This window comes from Streptomyces sp. NPDC127038 (assembly GCF_042725875.1).
Taxonomy (GTDB): Bacteria; Actinomycetota; Actinomycetes; order Streptomycetales; family Streptomycetaceae; genus Streptomyces.
Map to the genome: position 1 here is coordinate 60,075 of NZ_JBHXDQ010000016.1, position 21,014 is coordinate 81,088.

General features: G+C 73.0%; 18 protein-coding genes. 7 read left to right on the plus strand and 11 right to left on the minus strand.

Annotated features, from left to right (window positions below; genetic code table 11):
* Positions 1-94 precede the first annotated feature (94 nt).
* From ACFWI4_RS14655 to ACFWI4_RS14670, 4 genes are all read right to left on the minus strand, one after another.
* Positions 95-559 carry an ATP-binding protein gene (locus ACFWI4_RS14655; protein WP_385395226.1) on the minus strand — a complete coding sequence of 155 codons (465 nt, stop codon included), beginning with the start codon at positions 557-559 and terminating at the stop codon, positions 95-97.
* Between the two features lie 479 nt (positions 560-1,038).
* Entirely contained in the window at positions 1,039-2,025 is a 987-nt protein-coding gene (locus tag ACFWI4_RS14660; RefSeq protein WP_387195444.1) for an acyl-CoA dehydrogenase family protein, read from the minus strand.
* Between the two features lie 8 nt (positions 2,026-2,033).
* A complete protein-coding gene (locus ACFWI4_RS14665) occupies positions 2,034-3,188 on the minus strand; it encodes an acyl-CoA dehydrogenase (RefSeq protein ID WP_387195322.1) in 1,155 nt (384 codons plus the stop codon).
* Positions 3,188-4,375 (minus strand): amidohydrolase family protein, encoded by a 1,188-nt coding sequence (locus tag ACFWI4_RS14670; RefSeq protein ID WP_385395220.1) that lies wholly within the window; start codon positions 4,373-4,375, stop codon positions 3,188-3,190. Before ACFWI4_RS14670 ends, ACFWI4_RS14665 begins: the two co-directional genes overlap by 1 nt.
* Positions 4,376-4,565: 190 nt before the next feature.
* Here ACFWI4_RS14670 and ACFWI4_RS14675 point away from each other — a divergent pair, with 190 nt between their 5' ends.
* A complete protein-coding gene (locus ACFWI4_RS14675; protein ID WP_387195447.1) occupies positions 4,566-6,098 on the plus strand; it encodes a class I adenylate-forming enzyme family protein in 1,533 nt (510 codons plus the stop codon).
* A 37-nt stretch (positions 6,099-6,135) separates the two neighbouring features.
* Here ACFWI4_RS14675 and ACFWI4_RS14680 read toward each other — a convergent pair whose 3' ends face one another.
* A complete protein-coding gene (locus tag ACFWI4_RS14680; protein ID WP_385395218.1) occupies positions 6,136-6,648 on the minus strand; it encodes an EF-hand domain-containing protein in 513 nt (170 codons plus the stop codon).
* A 150-nt stretch (positions 6,649-6,798) separates the two neighbouring features.
* Positions 6,799-7,131: an STAS domain-containing protein gene (locus ACFWI4_RS14685; protein ID WP_385395640.1), complete on the minus strand. Its 333-nt coding sequence runs from the start codon at positions 7,129-7,131 to the stop codon at positions 6,799-6,801.
* 532 nt (positions 7,132-7,663) lie between these two features.
* Here ACFWI4_RS14685 and ACFWI4_RS14690 point away from each other — a divergent pair.
* Both ACFWI4_RS14690 and ACFWI4_RS14695 read left to right on the plus strand, forming a co-directional pair.
* Complete coding sequence (locus ACFWI4_RS14690) at positions 7,664-8,245, plus strand: sigma-70 family RNA polymerase sigma factor (RefSeq protein WP_385395215.1); 582 nt, start codon at positions 7,664-7,666, stop codon at positions 8,243-8,245.
* An 89-nt stretch (positions 8,246-8,334) separates the two neighbouring features.
* Entirely contained in the window at positions 8,335-9,690 is a 1,356-nt protein-coding gene (locus ACFWI4_RS14695) for a zf-HC2 domain-containing protein (RefSeq protein WP_387195450.1), read from the plus strand.
* A gap of 293 nt (positions 9,691-9,983) precedes the next feature.
* On the opposite strand, the gene purU is transcribed toward ACFWI4_RS14695, so the two are convergent.
* Entirely contained in the window at positions 9,984-10,868 is an 885-nt protein-coding gene (purU, locus tag ACFWI4_RS14700) for a formyltetrahydrofolate deformylase (protein WP_385395213.1), read from the minus strand.
* Between the two features lie 110 nt (positions 10,869-10,978).
* Positions 10,979-11,479, minus strand: coding sequence for a hypothetical protein (locus ACFWI4_RS14705; protein WP_385395211.1), 501 nt, complete (start codon positions 11,477-11,479; stop codon positions 10,979-10,981).
* A gap of 117 nt (positions 11,480-11,596) precedes the next feature.
* On the opposite strand from ACFWI4_RS14705, the gene ACFWI4_RS14710 reads away from it, so the two are divergent.
* On the plus strand, positions 11,597-12,895 hold the full coding sequence (locus tag ACFWI4_RS14710) for an ABC transporter substrate-binding protein (RefSeq protein ID WP_387195327.1): 1,299 nt from the start codon (positions 11,597-11,599) through the stop codon (positions 12,893-12,895).
* Between the two features lie 64 nt (positions 12,896-12,959).
* Here the strand turns inward: ACFWI4_RS14710 and ACFWI4_RS14715 are convergent, their stop codons facing one another.
* Both ACFWI4_RS14715 and ACFWI4_RS14720 read right to left on the minus strand, forming a co-directional pair.
* Positions 12,960-14,588 (minus strand): hypothetical protein, encoded by a 1,629-nt coding sequence (locus ACFWI4_RS14715; protein WP_387195330.1) that lies wholly within the window; start codon positions 14,586-14,588, stop codon positions 12,960-12,962.
* 321 nt (positions 14,589-14,909) lie between these two features.
* Complete coding sequence (locus ACFWI4_RS14720; protein WP_385395204.1) at positions 14,910-16,295, minus strand: transcriptional regulator; 1,386 nt, start codon at positions 16,293-16,295, stop codon at positions 14,910-14,912.
* Between the two features lie 306 nt (positions 16,296-16,601).
* On the opposite strand from ACFWI4_RS14720, the gene ACFWI4_RS14725 reads away from it, so the two are divergent.
* From ACFWI4_RS14725 to ACFWI4_RS14735, 3 genes are all read left to right on the plus strand, one after another.
* A complete protein-coding gene (locus ACFWI4_RS14725) occupies positions 16,602-17,255 on the plus strand; it encodes a bifunctional DNA primase/polymerase (RefSeq protein ID WP_387195333.1) in 654 nt (217 codons plus the stop codon).
* Positions 17,256-17,341: 86 nt separating this feature from the next.
* Positions 17,342-18,139: an ABC transporter ATP-binding protein gene (locus tag ACFWI4_RS14730; protein WP_387195335.1), complete on the plus strand. Its 798-nt coding sequence runs from the start codon at positions 17,342-17,344 to the stop codon at positions 18,137-18,139.
* Positions 18,136-19,749: a transporter gene (locus tag ACFWI4_RS14735; protein WP_387195339.1), complete on the plus strand. Its 1,614-nt coding sequence runs from the start codon at positions 18,136-18,138 to the stop codon at positions 19,747-19,749. The genes ACFWI4_RS14730 and ACFWI4_RS14735 overlap by 4 nt, the downstream gene beginning before the upstream one ends.
* Positions 19,750-19,752: 3 nt before the next feature.
* Here ACFWI4_RS14735 and ACFWI4_RS14740 read toward each other — a convergent pair whose 3' ends face one another.
* Positions 19,753-20,631: an alpha/beta fold hydrolase gene (locus ACFWI4_RS14740; protein WP_387195342.1), complete on the minus strand. Its 879-nt coding sequence runs from the start codon at positions 20,629-20,631 to the stop codon at positions 19,753-19,755.
* Positions 20,632-21,014 lie beyond the last annotated feature (383 nt).

The window sequence follows — 21,014 nt, forward strand, 5'->3', positions numbered from 1 at the left end:
CACAAAACGCGAGGGGAGGGAGGCGAGGGGAGCGGGCTCGCCTCGGCGGGCCCTGGCCGCCGGGCGGCAACCAGGGAGGGCCGGACCGGCCGCGTCAGACGGCCTCGTACGCGAACCCGCCGTAGGCGCCGTACGGGGAGTCCTGTGCCGCGCCCGAGGCGCAGCGGTCCAGCTCGCACCAGATGCGTTTGCCGGCGCCCTCGGGGTTCCAGCCCCAGCGGTCCGCGAGGCCGTCGACCAGTTCCAGGCCGCGGCCGTTGGTCTCGTCGCCGTCGGCGTGCCGGGGCATCGGCGGCCGGGCGCTGGAGTCGGCGACCTCCAGGCGCACGGTGGCCGCGCCCGCACCGCCGCCCGGCAGGCACAGGCGCAGCACGGCCGGACACCCGGTGTGCACCACGGCGTTGGTGACAAGTTCGGAGACGAGGAGGATCAGCGTCTCGGCCAGTGGTTCATCGGCGTCTATCCCGGACCCCGCGAGCCTCGAACGGGCCCAGCGCCGGGCTCGCCCCACCTCTGCGGGGTCGGGCCGGATCTCCAGCTGCACTTGAAGCACCTGCACCGCTCACACCATCCGAACCGGCGGACACATCGCCTCGCGCCTCACAAGGGCCACGATCGTAGCCATTTTCTGCATGGCCAGAACAAGGATCACGGAACGTGATTCCCTTGCGAGACAGCATGGTTGACGTACAGTCACCCCAACAAGCGCTTCGGGCATATTCCAGCGCGAAGGAGTACGCGTGCGGCATACTGTGCGACGCTCGCCACGGGGAGTCGAACAGGCAGGTGCGGGGGCCCGCCCTGCCGTACGAGCGGCGCGCATCGCCGGGTTCGGCGCGGCCTCGGGGGCAACACCGGGATGGCTCAGCCTCAGAACCACTCGCATCCCACACAAGGTACCGGAGCCCGGCGCCGACTCCAGGCCGTGACAAGTCACGCCTAGGACACAACCAGGTCTCAACGCTCCGTGATCCCGGTTTGCCACGATCCGCGACACCCCCTCCCGTTCCTCCCGCGACACCCCAGGGCAACGGCCCTCTACGGCGTACGGGCCGGCAGATCGTCCGCCAGCTCCTCCTCGCTCTGCGTGACGCCACCGGGGCGCTGTGTGCGCACCCATGCCCGTTTCAGGTGCAGATGGACGTCGGACTCCCAGGTGAAGCCCATGCCGCCGTGCACCTGGAGGCAGTCGCGGGCGCCGCGCACGGCGGCCTCGTCGGCGAGCAGGCGGGCCGCCGCGACGTCCAGCGGGTCGGCGGTGACCGCGGCGGCGTAGACGGCGGCGCGGGCCGTCTCGACCCGCGCGAACATGCCGGCGCACAGGTGCTGCACCGCCTGGAACGCTCCGACGGGCCGACCGAACTGCTCCCGTGTCCGGGCGTGTTGCACGGCGCTCTCACAGCTTCCGGCGGCGCTGCCGAGCTGTTCGGCGGCGGTGAGGAGCGAGGCGACGAGCCGGTCGGGCGGGCCGGCCCCGCGCGATGCGGCTCCCGTGGGCCCGTGCCCGGACCCCGGGGGCAGCCGGTGAAGGGGCGTCAGCGGGTCGGCCGAGGCCAGCGGTACGGCCCCGGTTGCGTCGCCGAGGACGACGTCGGCCTCGTCCAGCCACTCCACGAGTCCCCCGTCGCCACGGTCCCCGTGGCCACGGGCCCCCTCGGCGGCTCCCCCGTCGGCGCGGGTCACGACCACCTCTCCGGCGGCCGCACCGGGCACGGCGCCCGCGGCGAGATGGGTGGCGACGAGCGGGCCGGGGAGCAGGACCCGCCCCGCCTCCTCGAAGGCCAGCACGGCCTCGGGCAGGCCGAGCCCCACACCGCCCTCGGCCTCGGGCAGACGCAGCGCGAAGAACCCGGCCGAGCCCAGCTCCCGCCACAGCCCCCGGTCGAGGACCGGCCCGCCCGCGGTCGCCTCCCCGTCCGCCCGGTCCACCGCCGCCCGCAGCTCCGCCCGCCCGAAGCGGCCCTCCAGGAGGGCGCGTACGCCCTGCCGCAGGGCCCGTTGGTCGTCCGTCAGCCGGAAGTCCACTGTGCAGCTCATCTCCCCCTGGGCAGGCCGAGGATCCGCTCGGCCACGATGTTCCGCTGGATCTGCGAGGTGCCGGCCGCGATCGTGTACGACAGGGACGACAGCCGGTCCAGGGTCCACTCCCGGCCCAGGTCGAGCGACTCGGGGCCGAGCACCTCGGCGGCGGCGTCGAACAGCTCCTGGCGGGCGTGCGAGTAGCCCAGCTTGAAGACCGAGGCCCCGGCACCGGGCACGCCGCCCGTGCCCTGCGCCTCGCTGACGTTCCACTGGGTGAGCCGCCACAGCGCGCGGAACTCGGCGTTCAGCCTGCCGAGGCGGCGGCGCAGCATGGCGTCGTCCCAGCGGCCGTTCTTGCGCGCCTCACGGGCGATCTCGGACAGGACGCGGCGGCAGGCGACGACCTCGCCGACGAACGCGGTGCCGCGTTCGTAGGAGAGCGTCACCATGGTCACGCGCCAGCCGTCGTTCTCGGCGCCGACCCGGTTGGCGGCCGGGACGCGCACCTCGTCGAGGAAGACCTCCGCGAACTCGGTGGAGCCCGCGAGCGTGCGCAGCGGGCGGACGGTGATGCCGGGCGCGTCCATCGGCATCGCGAGCCAGGTGATGCCCCGGTGCTTCGGCGCGTCCGGGTCGGTGCGCACCAGCAGTTCGCACCAGTCGGCCACCTCGGCGTGGGAGGTCCAGATCTTGGATCCGCTCACCACGTAGTCGTCGCCGTCGCGGCGCGCGCGCGTGCGCAGCGCCGCGAGGTCGGATCCGGCGCCGGGTTCGCTGAAGCCCTGGCACCAGACCTCCTCGCCGCGCAGCACGGGCGGCAGCCAGCGCGAGCGCTGCTCCGCGCTCCCCTCGGAGGCGATGGTCGGCCCGGCGTGCAGCAGCCCGACGAAGTTGGCGCCCACGTAGGGGGCGCCCGCCTTCTCGGTCTCCTCCAGGTAGATGAGGTGCTGGGTCGGCGTGGCACCCCGGCCGCCGGCGTCCTCGGGCCAGTGCAGGCCCGCGTACCCGGCGTCGTACAGCGTCCGCTGCCAGCCGAGGTCGTACGCGCGTCGGGCGGGCCAGTCGCGGGGGGACGGTTTCGGCGGGAGCGTCGGGAGGACCTTGGCGAGCCAGGTCCGCAGGCGGGCGCGGAACTCCTCCTCCTCGGGGGTGTACGTCAGGTCCACTACAGGTCCAGGTCCAGCATCCGGATGGCGTTGCCCCGCATCAGCTTGTGGACCGTCTCGTCGTCGAGGCCCTTCACATGGTCGAGGGCGACCTCCTTGGTGTGCGGGAAGGTCGAGTCGACGTGCGGGTAGTCGGTCTCGAAGGTGGCGTTGTCGCGGCCGACCACGTCCAGGGACGCCACTCCGTGCTTGTCGCGGAAGAAGCAGCAGAAGATCTGGCGGTAGTAGTACGTCGACGGGGGCTCCGGGATCAGGTCCCTGACCCCGCCCCAGGCGCGGTGCTCGGACCAGACGTCGTCGGCGCGCTCCAGGGCGTACGGGATCCAGCCCATCTGGCCCTCGGAGTAGGCGAGTTTGAGGCGCGGGAACTTCACCAGGACGCCGCTGAACAGGAAGTCCATCATCGAGGCCATGGCGTTGTTGAAGGACAGCGAGGCCTGGACGGCGGGGGGCGCGTCGGGGGAGGCGGCGGGCATCTGGGAGGACGAGCCGATGTGCATGTTCACGACCGTGCCGGTCTCCTGGCAGACCGCGAAGAACGGGTCCCAGTAGCCGGAGTGGATCGAGGGCAGGCCCAGGTGGGTGGGGATCTCGGAGAAGGTGACGGCCCTGACGCCCCGGGCCGCGTTGCGGCGGATCTCGGCGACGGCGAGGTCGATGTCCCACAGCGGGATCAGGCACAGCGGGATCAGCCGGCCCCCGCTGCCACCGCACCACTCCTCGACCATCCAGTCGTTGTAGGCCCGCACACAGGCCAGGGCGACCTCCTTGTCGTGGGCCTCGGCGAAGGTCTGGCCGCAGAAGCGCGGGAAGGTGGGGAAGCAGAGGCTGGCCTCGACGTGGTTGAGGTCCATGTCCTTGAGCCGCTCGGCGGGGTCCCAGCAGCCGCGCCGCATCTCCGCGCGGGTGATGCCCTCCAGCGTCATCTGGTCGCGGTCGAAGCCGACGGCGGCGATGTTGCGCTTGTACGGGAACCTGAGGTCCTCGTAGACCCACCAGTCGGTCGGCGGGCCGTCCGGGTCCATGGTGATCCGGTACTTGCCCCCGACGTAGGCGAGTTCGCCGATCCCGGCGGTCAGCGGTTTCGGTCCCCGGTCGTGGTACTTGCGCGGCAGCCAGGTCTCGAAGAGGTGCGCGGGCTCGATCACATGGTCGTCGACGCTGATGATGCGGGGCAGTTCGGTCATGGTCCCCTCCGCCTGGCGTACGTTTCTGATGACCCGTCAGATCCATCTCTCCCAGCAGGCTAGCCCCGCGCCTATGGACCGACAAGGCGCCGAGCCCTACGCTCTCGGCACGATCTGACTGCCCGTCAGTTACGCGTGCAGGAGCGAGCGACCGCAGGGGGCCGAAGTGACCGATCGCAGCGGGGACGACGTGAACGACACCGCGCACGCCCTGAGCTCCGCGCGCACGCTGTGGGAGCTGGCCGACCGCCGGGCCCGCCTCACCCCGGACCGGCCGGTGCTGCTCCAGGGGGACCGCTCGCTGACCTTCGGCGAGCTGCGCGACCGCGCCGAGCGGGTGGCGGCGGGCCTCCACGACAGGGGCGTGCGTCCCGGAACGGTCGTCGCCTGGCAGCTGCCGACCCGGATCGAGACCGCCGTGCTGTCCTTCGCGCTGGCCCGGATCGGCGCCGTTCAGTCGCCGGTCATCCCGTTCTACCGCGACCGCGAGGTCGGCTTCGCGCTGCGGGAGTCCAAGGCCGAGTACTTCGCGGTGCCGGGCGAGTGGCGCGGCTTCGACCACACCGCGATGGCGCACCGGCTCGGGGCGAGGAACGTCTTCGAGGCGTACGACACGCTGCCCGAGGGCGATCCCGCCGTGCTGCCCGCCCCGCCCTCCGACGGCACCTCCGTCCGCTGGATCTACTGGACCTCGGGCACCACCTCCGACCCCAAGGGCGTGCTGCACACCGACCGTTCACTGATCGCGGGCGGCTCCTGCCTCGCCCACGCGCTGCACCTGTCCCAGGACGACGTGGGGTCGATGGCGTTCCCGTACGCGCACATCGCCGGGCCCGACTACACCGTCATGCTGCTGCTCTACGGCTTCCCGGCGGTGATGTTCGAGCACTTCGCGCTGCCGGACGCGCTCGCGGAGTACCGCGGGCACGGGGTGACGGTGGCGGGCGGGTCGACGGCGTTCTACTCGATGTTCCTGGCCGAGCAGCGCAAGCGGCCCGGGAAGCCGGTCGTCCCGACACTGCGGCTGCTGGCGGGCGGCGGGGCCCCGAAGCCGCCCGAGGTGTACCACGCGGTGGTCCGGGAGATGGGCGTGCAGCTCACCCACGGGTACGGGATGACCGAGGTCCCGATGATCACGATGGGGGCGCCGGACGACACGGCCGAGAACCTGGCCACCACGGAGGGCAGGCCGCCCGAGGGCATGGAGATACGGATCGTGGACGCGGCGGGCGCCGCCCGGCCGGCCGGTGCGGACGGGGACGTACGGCTCCGGGGGGAGGCGGTGTGCCGGGGCTATCTGGACCCGGCGCAGACCGCGGAGGCCTTCGACACGGACGGGTTCCTGATCACCGGGGACGTGGGGCATCTGACCGGGAGCGGCCACCTCGTGCTCACCGGCCGGGTGAAGGACATCATCATCCGCAAGGGCGAGAACATCTCCGCCAAGGAGATCGAGGACCTGCTGCACCGGCACCCGGCGGTCGGCGACGCCGCCGTGATCGGGCTGCCCGACGCCGAGCGCGGGGAGCGGGTGTGCGCGGTGGTGGAACAGCCACCGGGGGCGCCGGAGCTGACGCTGGCCGCGGTGACGGCGTACCTGCGCGGGGAAGGGCTGTCCGTGCACAAACTCCCGGAGCAGCTGGAGGTCGTGGACGCCCTTCCGCGCAACGAGGCCCTGCGCAAGGTACTCAAGTACCGCCTCAGGGAACGCTTCTCGGGGTAGACCCGGAACGGGCCCGCCGGAGGCCGACGGGGGCCGGTTATTCCGGGACCGTGAAGTAGCGGGCGAAAGCGGTCACGATCTCCGGTTCGCCGATGTGGCCGTCGGCGTCCGTGTCCAGGGCGCCGGCCACGGTGGAGGCGAGGGGTTCGCCCACGCCGAGCGCCCTGAGGACGCGGGTGGCCTCCGCGACCGTGGCCGCGCCGTCCCCGTCGGTGTCCGCGACGGCGAGGGCCGCGTGCAGGAAGGGGCGGGCGATCTCCGCGAACCGCTCGGGGTTGTCGCGCAGCCGCTTCACGGCACCGCTCACGAACTCCTCGCGCGTGATCCGCTGGTCGCCGTCCCGGTCCGCTATCCCGGCCATCCCCTGCCAGAACGCCTCGGCGCCGACGTAGAGGGCCTGGCCCTTGTCCGACCGGGCCGTCGTGGCGAACTCGGCGAGCACGGCCTTGGTCGCGGCGCTGAAGTCCTCCCGGTCGATGTAACCGTTGCCGTCCTGGTCGAAGCCGGCGAACCGGGCGGCGATCCTGCGCTCGTACTCGGAACTGACCATGGGTTTCGGGCCGCCTCACTTCTCAGCCGGCCTCGGCCGGACTGCGGTTCATCCGGGACGGAGCGTACGACGCCCGGAGCGTCCGGGGCACCGGAAAGCGACGGATGTCCCACGACCGGGAGAATTCCCGGACAACGGCACCCCGCGGTGTCAGGCCGACAGTGGGCGGGACTCCTCGTCCGTGGCGGCGTCGACGTCGGAGTAGACGTCGAACAGCCGGCGCACCCCGAGGGCCCCGAGGACCCGGTTCACGTGGGAGCCGTCGGCCGCGCCCCGGGCGGGCAGGATCAGCCGCAGACGCCCGTGGCAGGAGCGCATGAGACGGCGGGCGGCGATCAGGACGCCGACCCCGCTGGAGTCGCAGAAGACGACCTCGGACAGATCGAGGACGATGCTGTGCCGGCCCGCGGCCACCACGTCGTGGACGCTCTGCCGCAGCGCCGGCGACGTGACGAGGTCGAGTTCGCCCGACACCCGCAGCACGGCCCAGTCGTCCTGGTTGCGGAGCGGGGCGCCCGGACCCGCCGTACTCCCTCTCCCCGCGCCGTCCGCGCCGCTCTCGCCTTCGGTCACGTCGGCCACGTCGGTCACGTGGGTCACCTTGAGCGTCACCGCCACGCCTCTCGCTCGCCTCGCCCAGCAGAAACGGAAGCACTCCGTACGCTTCCTTCCAGCGCGGCTGCCCCGCCGTAGTTCCATGAAACACGGATCGCGCCAGGAAGAAACGCCTGTCTACGGTCGAAAATGCTTCACGAGGGTTCTCTTTCGGTCGCTTATGGCCAGTCTCGGTCGAGCCTGGGGGTGGAAGCGGCGCGCTTCTACCATCCGCGGCCCGCCCAGGGGCGCACATTGACGCAAAGGGGCGTGCGTCGCCCGACGTGCCGACTACATTCAAGACAGCGGTTGCGCACAGGCTGGACGACGGCACCGCGGAGCGGACAGGGACAGGGGACACGGCCGGCGACAGCGGCCGGAGCACGGGCAGGCGCCGGGCACGACCAGGTGAGGGGGCCGTATGGCGACGCAGGACGCACCGCCCCGCTGGGACCGCAGGATGCAGCAGCGGCTCTCGCGCGGCGAGGCGGCGGCGCTCGGCGAGCTCTACGACCGGTTCGCCTCGCTCGTGCACGGTCTCGCCCATCGTGTGCTCGGGGACGAGCGGGCCGCCGACGGGATCACCCGCGAGGTCTTCACCCATGTCTGGGAGAACCCCGACGCGTACGACCCCAAGCAGGGCCCGCTGCGTTCCTGGGTCGCCACGCTGACCCACCGGCTCGCCGTGCAGCGTCTGCGCGCCACCGAGACCGCCGCGCTCGCCCAGGGAGGCGACGGCACCGCCGAGGAACTGGAGCGCAAGGTGCGCAGCGCGTCCGTCGCCGCCCGCGCGGACTACATCGTCACGTCCATGCCCACGCCGCTGCGGACCGCGCTGGAACTGGCGTATTTCCAGCGCCGTGACTACCGCCAGGCGGCCGCCGATCTCGGCGTCACCGAGGACGAGGCCCGCCGCCGGCTCCGTCTCGGCCTCCAGCTGCTCTCCACCGCCCACGACGCCGGGCCCGCCGGCGCTCCACCGGAACCCGGGGGTGGACGGTGAGCGGGGAATCCGGCCGGTTCCCGCCGTCCGACGACGGGAAGGGGCGCGAGGAGGGGTACGAGAACGGCCACGAGGGCGTGCACGGGAACATGGACGAGAACGAGGACGGGCACAGCGGGATGCGTGAGGACGGGCACGAGGACGGCTCCGGCGCCGGACCGCGGCCGGGCGGGCCGCCCCGCATACCGCCGCCCCGCGCCTCCGTGGAGGACACCGGGCTGCCGCTGCCCGAACCGGCCGCCCCCGAACCCGACGTCCCCGAACCTGCCGCAGGACCGGACGTCCCCGGAGCGGCGCCGCTGGTCCTGGAGCACCGGGTCCTGAAGTCGCTGCTGGGCGCGTGGGCGCTGGCCGCCTGCTCGGCCGACGAGACGACCGCCGTCGAGGAACACCTCGGGCACTGCGGCTCCTGCGCGGAGGAGGCGCTGCGGCTGCGCGAGGCGGTCGGGCTGCTGCACCCGGCGGAGAGCCTCGACCTGGACCCGACGCTGCGCACCCGGGTCCTGACGAGCTGCCTGGACCGTCGCCCGCCGCGCATCCCGGTCCCCGGCTGGGCCGCCCCGTACGACGCGGAGACCGCCCGGCTCGACGCCCTGCTCCAGGACATCGGCGGCTCCGAATGGCACGCGCCCGTGCGGCTGCGCTGGTTCGAGGGCGACCGGCCCGTGAGCCGCCGTACGACGGTCGCCGGGGTCATCGCCCATCTGCTGAGCGTCGACGGACTGGTCGCGGTCGCGCTGGGCCTGGAGGACCCGCTCGGCGGGACCGGCGGGCAGGCGCCGACGCCGCAGGAACGCACCGAGACGTACTGGCGGTCCACGCGCGTCCCGCACACCCGGTCCGTGCGCGGGCCCTGGCGGGAACAGAGCCACGACATCGTGCGGACGGTGTCGTTCGTGGAGGAGGGCGCACCGGCCGCGGGCGGGGTCGCGGGCGGGGAGGCCTCCGGGCGGCTCACCGTGGCCTACGGCGGTTTCGAGCTGCCGCTCAGCGACTCGCTGCTGGACCGGGCCTTCGAGTGCTGGGTGCACGCGGGGGACATCGCCGAGGCCGTGGACTACCCGTACGAGCCCCCGGCTCCCCGGCATCTGCACCGGATGATCGACCTGGCCGCCCGGATGCTGCCGGTCGCGCTCGCCGAGCGGCGCCGGGCCGGGCTGGCGGACCGGTCGGTCAGGCATCTCGTCACGGCGGGCGGGCCGGGGCGCAGTCTGCGCCTGGAGATCGAGGGCTCAGGGGGCGGCGAGTGGCTCATCCCGCTCGACTCGCCCGGCGCGGTGGGCTCCGCCGATCACGAGGTGGCCCATGTGGCGCTGGACGGGGTGGAGTTCTGCCGCCTCGCCGCGGGCCATGTGTCCCCGGAGGAGGCGGCCGCGGGCCAGGACGGCGACCGCGAGGTCATCAGAGACGTCCTGTTCGCGGCCGCGTCACTGAGCCGCATGTGACCCGTGCCCGCCCTTCCGGGGCGGCCGGGCCGACGGGCCGTCGGAGGCCCGAGCGCCCGCCCGGACACTGAGCCCCGAACCGGCCGACCGCCAGGCAGACAGCGGGCAGCGGGCCCGAGTCGAGCTCAGCCGTCATCCGGGCAGCGGCCCGGAGTCGGGCGCGGCTGTCAGCAGGCAGCAGGCCGGAGTCGGGCGCAGCCGTCACGCGGGCAGCGGGCCCGAGTCGAGCTCGGCCGTCGTCCGGGCAGCGGGCCGGAGTCGGGCGTGGCCGTCATCCGGGCGGCGGATCCGCGTCAGGCGAAGACGACCGTGCGGCGGCCGTTCAGCAGGATGCGGCGCTCCGCGTGCCACTTCACCGCGCGGGCCAGCGCCTGGCACTCCACGTCCCGGCCGATGGCGACCAGCTGGTCGGGGGTGACGTCGTGGCCGACCCGCTCGACCTCCTGCTCGATGATCGGACCCTCGTCGAGGTCGGCGGTCACGTAGTGCGCGGTCGCGCCGATGAGCTTGACCCCGCGGGCGTGCGCCTGGTGGTAGGGCTTGGCGCCCTTGAAGCTCGGCAGGAAGGAGTGGTGGATGTTGATGATCCGGCCGCTCAGCTGCTTGCACAGGTCGTCGGAGAGGACCTGCATGTAGCGGGCGAGGACGACCAGCTCGACGCCCTTCTCCCGCACCAGCTCCAGCAGCTGCGCCTCGGCCTCGGCCTTCGTGTCCCTCGTCACCGCGATGTGGTGGAAGGGAATGTCGTACGACCCCACCAGCTCGGCGAAGTCCGTGTGGTTGGAGACCACCGCGGCGATGTCGACGGGCAGCGCGCCGATCCGCGCGCGGAACAGCAGGTCGTTCAGACAGTGGCCGAACTTGCTGACCATGAGGACGACCCGCATGCGGTCCTCGGCCCGGTGGATCTGCCAGTCCATGTGGAAGGCGTCGCCGATCGCCGTGAAACTCGCGCGCAGTTTCTCCACGGTCACCGGGGTTTCGGCCGAGAAGTGGACGCGCATGAAGAACAGTCCGGTGTCCTGGTCGCCGAACTGCTGGCTGTCCACGATGTTGCAGCCGGTCATGAACAGATAGCTGGACACGGCGTGCACGATGCCCTGCTTGTCGGGGCAGGACAGCGTGAGGACGTACTGCTCGGCGGCGGGCGCGGTCCCGCGGACGGACGGCTCATTCATGCCGGACAGCGTTTCACACCGGGCGCCCGCACAGGAGTGCCGTCCCGCCACGCGGACGCGTCCGGGCACCCCTCACGGCCGCCGGACCAGGGCCGACGGCGGTACCGCGGTCAGGCGGACCGGGTGAGGATGCGCAGGACCTCCAGGGTGCGCGGCGGCGTGTCCGGGTCCTCCCCGTCGCTCGACGCCATCCGTACGTGCGCGGCGCGCGAGGCCTGGAGCGCGTCCGGCCACGCCTGGTGGTCGAGGTAGGCGGACACCGGGGCGTCGGGGCCGACCTGGTGCATGATCCGCAGCACCCGCAGGACGGCGCTGTCCACGAGGGCGGCCTCCTGGGAGTCCCGGAAGATCGTGCCCACGTACTTCTCGGCGGACCAGTTGTCCAGCCAGGTGTCCTCGACCAGGCGGTACACGGCATCCGTGACGTCGCCGTATCCGTCGACGCCGGCGAGCCAGACGTCTCTCTGGAACACCGGGTCGGAAAGCATGTGCAGCGCGGAACGCACATTGCTGCGCCAGCGCCACCAAGGCATGTCGTTCAGTGGCATGCCGCCCATGGTGGAGGAGCGACGGCCGCGGCGGGAAGAGTTCTCCGAGTCTTGCACGGTCACCGATCGTACGTTCCCTGTGAAAATCCGTTCATCGACCCCTGTAATTCACCTCTGCGTCACCCGGTGTCGACCAAGGGTCACACAGGGGTTTCTGGTGTGGGGGAATCGTGCATGCCCATGACCGGTAGGCGACGTACTCGCACCACCTCCCCCACCCCGCCCCGGCCCCGCAAGGCCACGCTTCTGTACGCGAGCGCCTTAGTCGCGTGCGCGTCGGTCGCCGTCGGATGCGGGGCCATCCCTGGTGCCACGGGGGGCTCCGGGGATGGCCCCGTCAAGGTGATGACCTGGGCCCCCGAGAAGACCAACGCGACGAACAAGCCCGGAATGCCGGCGCTGGCCAAGGCCTACGCGCGCTGGGTCAACGCCCACGGCGGCATCAACGGCCGGCAGCTGGAGGTCCTCACCTGCAACGACCACAACGACCCGGTCGCCGCCTCGCACTGCGCGGAGCGGGCCGCGGACGAGAAGGTCGTCGCGGTGGTGGGCTCCTACAGCCAGCACGCCCGCGCGTTCCTCGCCCCGCTGGAGAGCGCGGGCATCCCCTACATAGGCGGCTTCGGAGTAACCGACGACGAGTTCTCCAGTCCCGTCTCCTATCCCGTCAACGGCGGACAGGGCGTCCTGCTGGCGGGCCTGGGCGAGCAGCTCGGCAAGAACTGCGGACCGGTCTCGCTCATACGTCCCGACACCATCGCCGGTGACGAGCTGCCGGTGCTGCTCGACGCGGGCCTGAAGGCCGAGGGGCACACGCAGGCCGGGGACCAGCGGGCGGCCGAGGACGCCACCGAGTACTCCCGGCCGACGCAGCTGGCGCTCCAGCACGCGACGTCCGACCCGAGCAGGCCGGGCTGCGTGGTCCCCGCGCTCGGCGACCGCACGAACACGTTCATGGACTCCTTCCGGCGCGACGCCGAGGACTACCCGAAGGTCCACGGCGGAACGGTCATCGGCAACGTCGACCAGTCGCTGATCGACGCCACCGGCGGCAAGGCGGGCCCCTACGAGGGCTCGTACGTCACCGGCTGGTACCCGACCGCGGACGACTCGCGCTGGAACCCGATGCGCGCGGTGATCAAGGAGCAGGCCTTCGGCGACAACCGGATCGACCCCACCGACGCCGGGGTGCAGACCACCTGGATCGCCTACACCGTGCTGAGGAAGGTCATCGAGTCGCTCGGCGCGGGGGAGATCTCGCCCCTGACCATCCGGCGCGAGCTCGACGACGGCCTCAAGGTGAACACGGGCGGGCTCACGCCCACCCTGAGCTGGCGCTTCGACGCGCAGACCGCGGCCGCGGACTTCCCGCGACTGGTCAACGCCGACGTCACCTTCCAGGTCATCCGCAACGGTCAGCTGACTTCGCAGCGCGGCGGGTTCGTCAACATGGCGAAGACCCTGGCCACCGCGCACTAGGGCCCGCCAACGACGAAAGCCCGGTCCCCCGCCGAACGGCGGGGGGACCGGGCTTTCGCGCGGGTCACAGCTGGGTGCGGGTCCGCTGCGTCAGGCCGTACTTGGACGCGATGGCGTTCCAGAGCCTGGCGGCCTTCTCCTTCTCGGCGGAGGCCGTGCCGCTGGCCGCGTCTCCGGCCTGGGTCTGACCCGTGGCACGGGCCTGGCCCTTGTGGCAGCCCTTCTTGCCGTTGTTGACCTGGTCGGCCCAGGCCGCGTAGTGGTTGTCGGCCGCCGCGGAGGCCTTCCACGCGTTGGTGAGGGAGGTCGACAGCTGGTCGTGGTCCGGCAGCTTGTCGACCGCGAGGGCGGAGAGCCGGGTGACCAGCTCGCCGCGCTGCTTGGCGGCGTCCCGCAGATCGCCGGCCGCCTGACCGAGGTTGTTGCACGCCTTCACGTTCGCCACGGCGTTGATCACCGCGCCACGGCTGTTGGAGCTGTCCGCGAGGAGCTTGTCCAGCTCGACGGCCTGCGCCTTCACCGGGTCGGCGCCCGCCGCGGACGACCCCTGGCTCGCGGGCGAGGTCGCGGCCACCGTCTTGCCGGTGTCGTCCGTGCCGCCGCCGCCTCCGCCGCCGCCGCTGAGCAGGGCGCCCGCGCCGACGCCGAGCACGATGATGCCGACGCCGACCGCCGCGATCACCGGAACACGCGAGCGGCCACCGCCGCCGCCTCCGTCGGAGGGACCGCCACGGCGCCCGGCACCCCGGCCGCCGGGCCCGCCCGGGCCGGGCTGGGCGCCGTACGGGTCACCCGCGCCGTACGGGTCACCCGCGCCACGCGGGGCCTGCGGGGCGCCCCCGTCGATACGGGGCAGTGTCTGCGTCGCTCCGGCGGCCGCCGGCTCGCTGCGGAAGAGGTTGTCGAACTCCGCCGGGGGCTGCCGCTCCCCCGGCTCGCCCGCGGGCATCCCGTAGCCGCCCGAGGGCTGCGCGGGCACGGGCGGGATGTACTGCGTGGCGTCGGCGTCCGAACCGCCCTGCGCGGCCCCGCCGAGGTACTGGGGAGAGCCGCCCGCGATCTCCGGCGGCAGCGCGCCAGGACCGACCGGCGGAATGAACTGCGTGGCGCCCTCGTCCGGCGCGGCGGCGACCGGCGGGATGAACTGCGTCGCCCCCTCGTCGGCACCCGGGGCGGCCGGTATGTAGGGGATGTACTGCGTGGCGCCGTCCTCGCCCCCGGGGGGAAGCGGAACGCCCTGCTGCTCCTGGGACCCGTAGGCGCCGTACCCCTCGTACCCGGCGGCGGCGTGCGAGCCGTGCGCCCCCGGCGCATAGCCGTTCCCCGCGCCGTACGCCGAGGACGGAGCGCTCTCGGGCGGCAGCGGCGCGGAGCCGGATCCCGGCTGCCCGAAGCCCTGCGCCTGCTGTGCGCCGTGCGCGTCGGGCGTCGACCAGCCCGCCGAATCGGAGGGCGCGGAGGCGCTCCACGACTGGGTGGAGTTCACCGGCGCGCCCCAGCCGTCACCGGACCCGGGGGCCTGGGCCGCCGACTGCTCGGGGCCCCACTGCCCGCCCCAGGCCGCACCGCCGGCCGGGGTCGCGCGGTCACCCGTCGTGCCCGGCAGCAACGGTTCACTGCCGTCGGAGGGCAGCACGATGCCTTCGCGCGCGGGCCGCGCCGAGGGCTCCTCGCCCTGTCCACTCTGCGTCACCGGGACTCCTACGAATGGGGGACCTTCGGAATCATCGGCTCACGCTACCGGGTCCCCACGACCCGCTGCTACGCAGCACCTGGCGCGACCGCCGCACCCTGTGACACGGGTAACGAAACCGCCCCCGAATGCGCTGTATCTCACTCCCTTCCCCCACCGCGCTCCCGTTTTCCCGGAGTTCACGTCAGTACGGGCCATATGTTCACGGGAACGGGGACGGGGACCGCAGAGGAGAAATGATCACACCGCGCCGACGGACCCGTCCCTCGTGCCCGGCTCCCCGGCCGCCGTCCCCCGCCCGCGTCCCGCCCCCGAGTGCCCTCAGGCCGCGGCTTGCAGCTCCATGCGCGCCCCGAACTCCCGCACCACGGCCTCGTCCCGGAAGGGCAGCAGGCGCTGCTGCAGGTCTTCGAGGTACTCGGCCCCGCGGTTGGAGCGCAGCGTGCCGAGGAGTTCGACGGCCCGCAGACCGGTGTGGCAGGCCTGCTCCACCTCGCGCCGCTGCACCTGCGCCGTGGCCAGCAGGACATAGCCGATGGCCCGGCGGCGGGCACGCGACTCGGGATGGCCGGCCAGGGACTCCTCGGCGCACCGCGCGGCGGCCTCGGCCTGGCCGAGGTCCCGGTGACAGTGGGCCAGCTCGTCGGCGAGATACGCCTCGTCGAAGTGCGCGATCCACGCCGGGTCGTCCCCGGAGGCCGCGTCCGCGTTCTCCAGGGCCGTCACGGCCCGCCCGGACGCCACCTGGGCGGCGCGCGCGTCCCCCAGCAGCGCGTGCCCGCGCGCCTCGGCGGCGTGGAACATCGACTCCGCCCGCGGTGTCACCCGGCCGCGCGCCCCTTCCTGGGCCGCACGGGCCAGCTGGGCGATCTCGCGCGGGTTGCCGAGTTGGGCGGCCAGGTGGCTCATGGAGGCGGCCAGGACGTACCCGCCGTAGCCGCGGTCGCCGGCCGCCTGCGCGAGCCGCAGCGCCTGGATGTAGTAGCGCTGGGCGAGCCCGGGCTGGCCGGTGTCGATGGCCATGTAGCCGGCGAGTTCCGTGAGCCGGGCCACGGCCGCGAACAGCTCACGCCCCACCGCCTCGCGGTAGGAGCCGGCGAGCAGCCCGGAGACCACGCTGTTCAGGTAGTGCACGACGACCGGGCGCACATGCCCGCTGCCGTACTGGTGGTCCAGATCGACGAGCGCCTGGGTCATCGCGCGCACCGCCGCCACGTCCGAGAGACCCACCCGCGGGCCGGCCGAGCGGGCCACCTGCGAGTCGGGGGACGAGATCAGCCAGTCGCGGCTCGGCTCGACGAGCGCGGAGGCGGCGACGGACGACCCGGACAGGAAGTCGCGCCGGCCCACGTCGCTGCGCCACAGCTCGCAGACCTGCTCGATGGCGCCCAGTATCGTCGGCGAGAACTGGAGGCCGACGCCGGACGCCAGGTTCTTGCCGTTGGCCATGCCGATCTCGTCGATCGTGACCGTCCTGCCGAGCTTGCGGCCCAGCGCCTCGGCGATGATCGCCGGAGCCCGCCCCCGGGGCTGCTGGCCGCGCAGCCAGCGCGCGACGGACGTCTTGTCGTAGCGCAGGTCGAGCCCGTGCTCCGCTCCGCACATGTTGACCCGGCGGGCCAGCCCGGCGTTCGAGCACCCCGCTTCCTGGATGAGCGCCTGAAGCCGCTCGTTCGGCTGCCTGGCGATCAGAGGCCTTGCGGCCATGGCGTACCCCCCTGTGGCTGCGGTGCCTGCCCGCGCACCGAGTTGACGTGCCCTCACCGGCCGGTCGCGTCCGGGCGACCGGCCAGGAAGATCAATGCCCCGCGGACATACCGAAGATGCGAGACATGCGAGGATTGCCGGGGTGAGGGCGATCGCCCGACCCCACCCCTGGTTACCCGCAACCGGCTGCCGTTCCCCCCGCGCGCCCCCACACATGCATCCATGCGCCCCAGGCGGGGAATCGATGCTCCTCCCCCGCGCGCGTGTCCCCCGTAACCCGGGCTGGACGCGGGAGTTGAGATCCACGTGGAAGAGACCATCGCAGGCCCCCAGTCCGCACAGATCCCCCAGCAGCGTGGCGAGTCGCTGCGGGAAACAGCCGTGCGCTACACCGAGGAACGTCACTGGGACGTGTTCCCCGGCACCTGGCTGGAAGCGGCCGGCGGGGCGCAGCTCTGCTCCTGCGGCGATCCCTCCTGCGCCGCGCCCGGCGCGCATCCGGCGCGCGAGGGCTGGGCGAACCTGGCGACCGGCAGCGCGACCGTCGCGGGGCGGCTCTGGTCGTTGCAGCCGTCCGCATCGATCCTGCTGCCCACGGGGCGTACGTTCGACGCGATCGAGGTGCCCGAGTCGGCCGGGTTCCTCGCGCTCGCCCGTATGCGGCGGATGGAGCTCGCCCTCGGACCGGTGACCTGCACCCCGGACCGCCGGATGCACTTCTTCGTGCTGCCCGGGGCGGCGGCGAAGATCCCCCCTCTCGTCCGGGCGCTGGGCTGGTCCCCGGCCTCGCTCGACCTCACCACGCTCGGCGAGGGGGCCTACGTGGCCGCGCCGCCGACCCGGGTCGGATCCCGGGGTGCCGTGCAGTGGGCCTGCCGTCCGACCCCCGCGAACCGCTGGCTGCCGGACGTGGAGGAGCTGATCTCCCCGCTGGCCTACGCGTGCGGACGGGACCGGTAGCGAACGCCCCGGCCCCGCGAGCCCGGGGATCGGCCGGGATCGGTGGGAACGGGCTGCGGGCGGCCGGGGGCGCTTAGGGTGCCTGTATGAGCGAGGGAGCGAAGGACGGCGGCGTGCCCGCCGTACGTGTGCGGGGGCTCTGGAAGCGGTTCGGCGAGCAGGTCGCCGTGGCCGGGATCGATCTAAAGCTTCCCTCGGGGCAGTTCATCGGGCTCGTCGGACCGAACGGGGCCGGCAAGACCACCACGCTGTCGATGGTGACCGGGCTGCTCAGGCCCGATCAGGGCACCGTCGAGGTCGTCGGCCACGACGTCTGGCGCGACCCGGTGGAGGTCAAGGCCCGGATCGGCGTGCTGCCCGAGGGGCTGCGGCTCTTCGAGCGGCTCTCGGGGCGCGAACTGCTCGCGTACAACGGCCGGTTGCGGGGCCTTCCCGGAGCGGAGGTCGACAAGCGCGCCACCCAGCTCCTGGACGTCCTCGACCTCGCGGGCGCCCAGCACAAGCTCGTCGTCGACTACTCGACGGGCATGCGCAAGAAGATCGGTCTGGCCTGCGCGCTCCTGCACAACCCCGAAGTCCTCTTCCTGGACGAGCCGTTCGAGGGCGTGGATCCGGTCTCCGCGCAGATCATCCGGGGCGTGCTGGAGCGGTACACCGCCTCCGGCGCCTCCGTCGTGTTCTCCTCCCATGTGATGGAGCTCGTCGAGTCGCTGTGCGACTGGGTCGCGGTCATGGCGGCCGGACGCATCCGCGCGCACGGTCCCCTCGCCGAGGTGCGCGGCGGCGCGCCCTCGCTCCAGCAGGCCTTCCTGGAGCTGGTCGGCGCGCACGGCCGCGGGAACACGGCCGACCTGGACTGGCTGGGCGGCGGGGGTCCCCGGTGAGCGCCGCGGCCGGCGTCTCCACGGCGTCGATCACCCCCGTCGTCGTACGCCTGAAGCTGGCGCTCCTGCGCAACGGGCTGCGGCAGTCCGCCGGGCGGCGGGCCGCGTTCGTCGCGTCCGCGATCCTTGTGCTGCTCGTCGCCGTGCTGCAGCTGATCGGCCTGATCGCGCTGCGCGGCAACGCGCACGCCGACACCGTCGGCGTCCTGCTCACGGTGATCCTGGCGGTCGGGTGGACCGTCATGCCGCTGTTCTTCCCCAGCGGCGACGAGACGCTCGATCCGACGCGGCTGGTGATGCTGCCGCTGCGGCCGCGGCCGCTCGTCCGGGCGTTGCTGGCCGCCTCCCTGGTCGGCATCGGTCCGCTCTTCACGTTCTGTCTGCTGCTCGGCGCGGTGATCTCGGTCGCGCACGGGGCGGCGGCGTACGCGACCGCCGTGGTCGCCCTCGCGCTCGCGCTGCTGGTCTGCGTGGCCCTCGCGCGGGCGGTCGCCGCCGCGAACATCCGGCTGCTGTCCAGCCGCAAGGGACGCGATCTGGCGGTGCTCAGCGGCCTGGTGGTCGCGATCGGCGCCCAGCTGGTCAACTTCGGCGCGCAGCGGCTCGGTTCGACGGGCGGGCTGTCGAAGCTGGACCCGGTGACGGACGTGCTGCGCTGGATCCCGCCCGGGTCGGCGGTCGGTGCGGTGGACTCGGTGAGCGAGGGGTCCTACGGGGCCGGGGCCGTCCAGCTCGCGCTGTGCGCGGCCGCCCTGGCGGGGCTGCTGGCGCTGTGGTCCCGCCATCTGACCCGGCTGATGACCTCTCCGGACGGGTCCACGCTCCAGGCCGCGGAGCCCGCCGGCCGCGAGCGCGGTTCGTCGGGGCTCGGACGGCTGCTGCCGGCCGGACGCACCGGCACGGTGATGGAACGCAGCCTGCGGTACGTGTGGCGTGATCCGAAGACGAAGGCGGCCTGGGTGACCTCGCTGGCCATCGGTCTGATCGTGCCGGTGTTCAACGCCCTCCAGGGCACCGGCTCGGTGTACTTCGCGTGCTTCGCGGCCGGGATGCTCGGGATCCAGATGTACAACCAGTTCGGGCAGGACACGTCCGCCTTCTGGATGGTCGCGCTGACGATCTCCTCGACCCGTGACGCCTATGTCGAGCTGCGCGGGCGCGCGCTGGCGCTGCTGCTGATCACCCTGCCGTACGCGACGCTGGTGACCGTGGTGACGACCGGGCTGCTCGGCGCCTGGGGGAAGCTGCCCGAGGTGCTGGGCCTCTCCTTCGCGCTGCTCGGGGCGATGCTGGCGACCGGTGCCTGGTCCTCGGCCCGCTTCCCGTACTCCATCCCCCAGGAGGGCTACAAGAACGTGGCCCCCGGTCAGGGCGGGCTCGCGTGGATCGCGATCTTCGGGGGCATGGTCTCGGCCGCCCTGCTCGCCGCCCCCGTCATCGCCCTGACGGTCTGGCTGAACGTCAGCGCCGACGGTGACCGCTGGAGTTGGCTGCTGCTGCCCGTGGGCGCGGGTTACGGGGCGCTGATCACGCTGCTGGGGCTCAGGCTCGCGGCGCCCCGGACGGCGGGGCGGCTGCCGGAGATCCTGGCGGCCGTCAGCAAGGGGTGAGGCTCAGCGGATCCCGCCGGTGAGCACGCCGTCCAGGAACGGCTCGATCGCGCCGCGCCAGGCCTCGGGCCGGTCGTAGTGGACGAGGTGGCCGGCGTCCGCGACCTCGGCGTACCGGCCGCGGGGCAGTACCCGGACCATCTCCTGGGACTCGGCCCGGCCGAGCTCGCCGTCCAGGCCGCGGACGACCAGGGCGGGGCACTGGACCTGGGCGAGTTCCTCCCAGTGGGCGTCGTACACCCAGGTCTGGCGGGACTTGAGCATCTGTCCGGGCTCGAAGACGGGGCGCCAGCCGTCGGAGGACTCGTGCATCACCTCGGCGTAGAACTCGCCGCGGGCGGGGTTGCGGCGCTCCACCCAGGGATCGTCCTCGCCGAACCACTTGCGTACGTCGGCGAGGGTGGCGAAGGGGACGGGCCAGGCCCTGAACCAGTCCTCCCACTCGCGCTGGGAGGCGGCACCGAGCGCGGAGGCCCGCATGTCGCAGATGATCAGCGCGCGGACCAGGTCGGGGCGCTTGGCGGCGAGCTGCCAGCCGGTCAGCGCGCCCATCGCGTGGCCGACGACGACGGCCGGTCCGAGGCCGAGCTGGTCGAGGGCGGCTTCGGCGTCCTCGACGTAGGCCTCGCGGGTGTACTCGGCCTCCGGGGCCTTGTCGCTCTGGCCGTGGCCGCGCTGGTCGAGGGCGACGGCGCGGTGCCGCTCGGAGAGCCAGCGGGCGGTGGACGCCCAGTGCGAGGCGCGGCCCATGAGGCCGTGCAGTAACAGCACGCCGGGCGTCCCGGACGCCCCCGGCCGGTCCTCGTCCTTGGGAGGATCGGCGAACTCCCAGGCAGCGAGGCGCACTCCACCCGCTCCTGTCACGTCGATGCGCCGCACCATCGGTATGGGCACCCCCCTAGCTCGCTCGGACCGCCTCGCACGCCTTCACGTTATCGAATGCGGATTCGAAACTGGCCTTTCCGCCTGCAACACCCCTCGTTCGAGTGACCGCCCACCAGGATTGACGGCCGTCGCCCGGGGGAGATCTTCTGCGGGAGGCGGACCGCTCGGGGAAAACGGTCCGAAGGGAATGACCCTGGGAGCTCGGGGCTCCGGGTCAGCACAGGGGAGGACAGGCCCCGGCGCCGGAAGGCGCCGGGGCCCTCTCCGCGTCTGCGGCACATCCTCACGCCCCTCCCCGACCGTGCACGATCGCTCCCGGACACGGTCAAGAGCCCTCAGGTCATATGCCTCACGCGACAGCCTCGCACGCAAACGGTCCC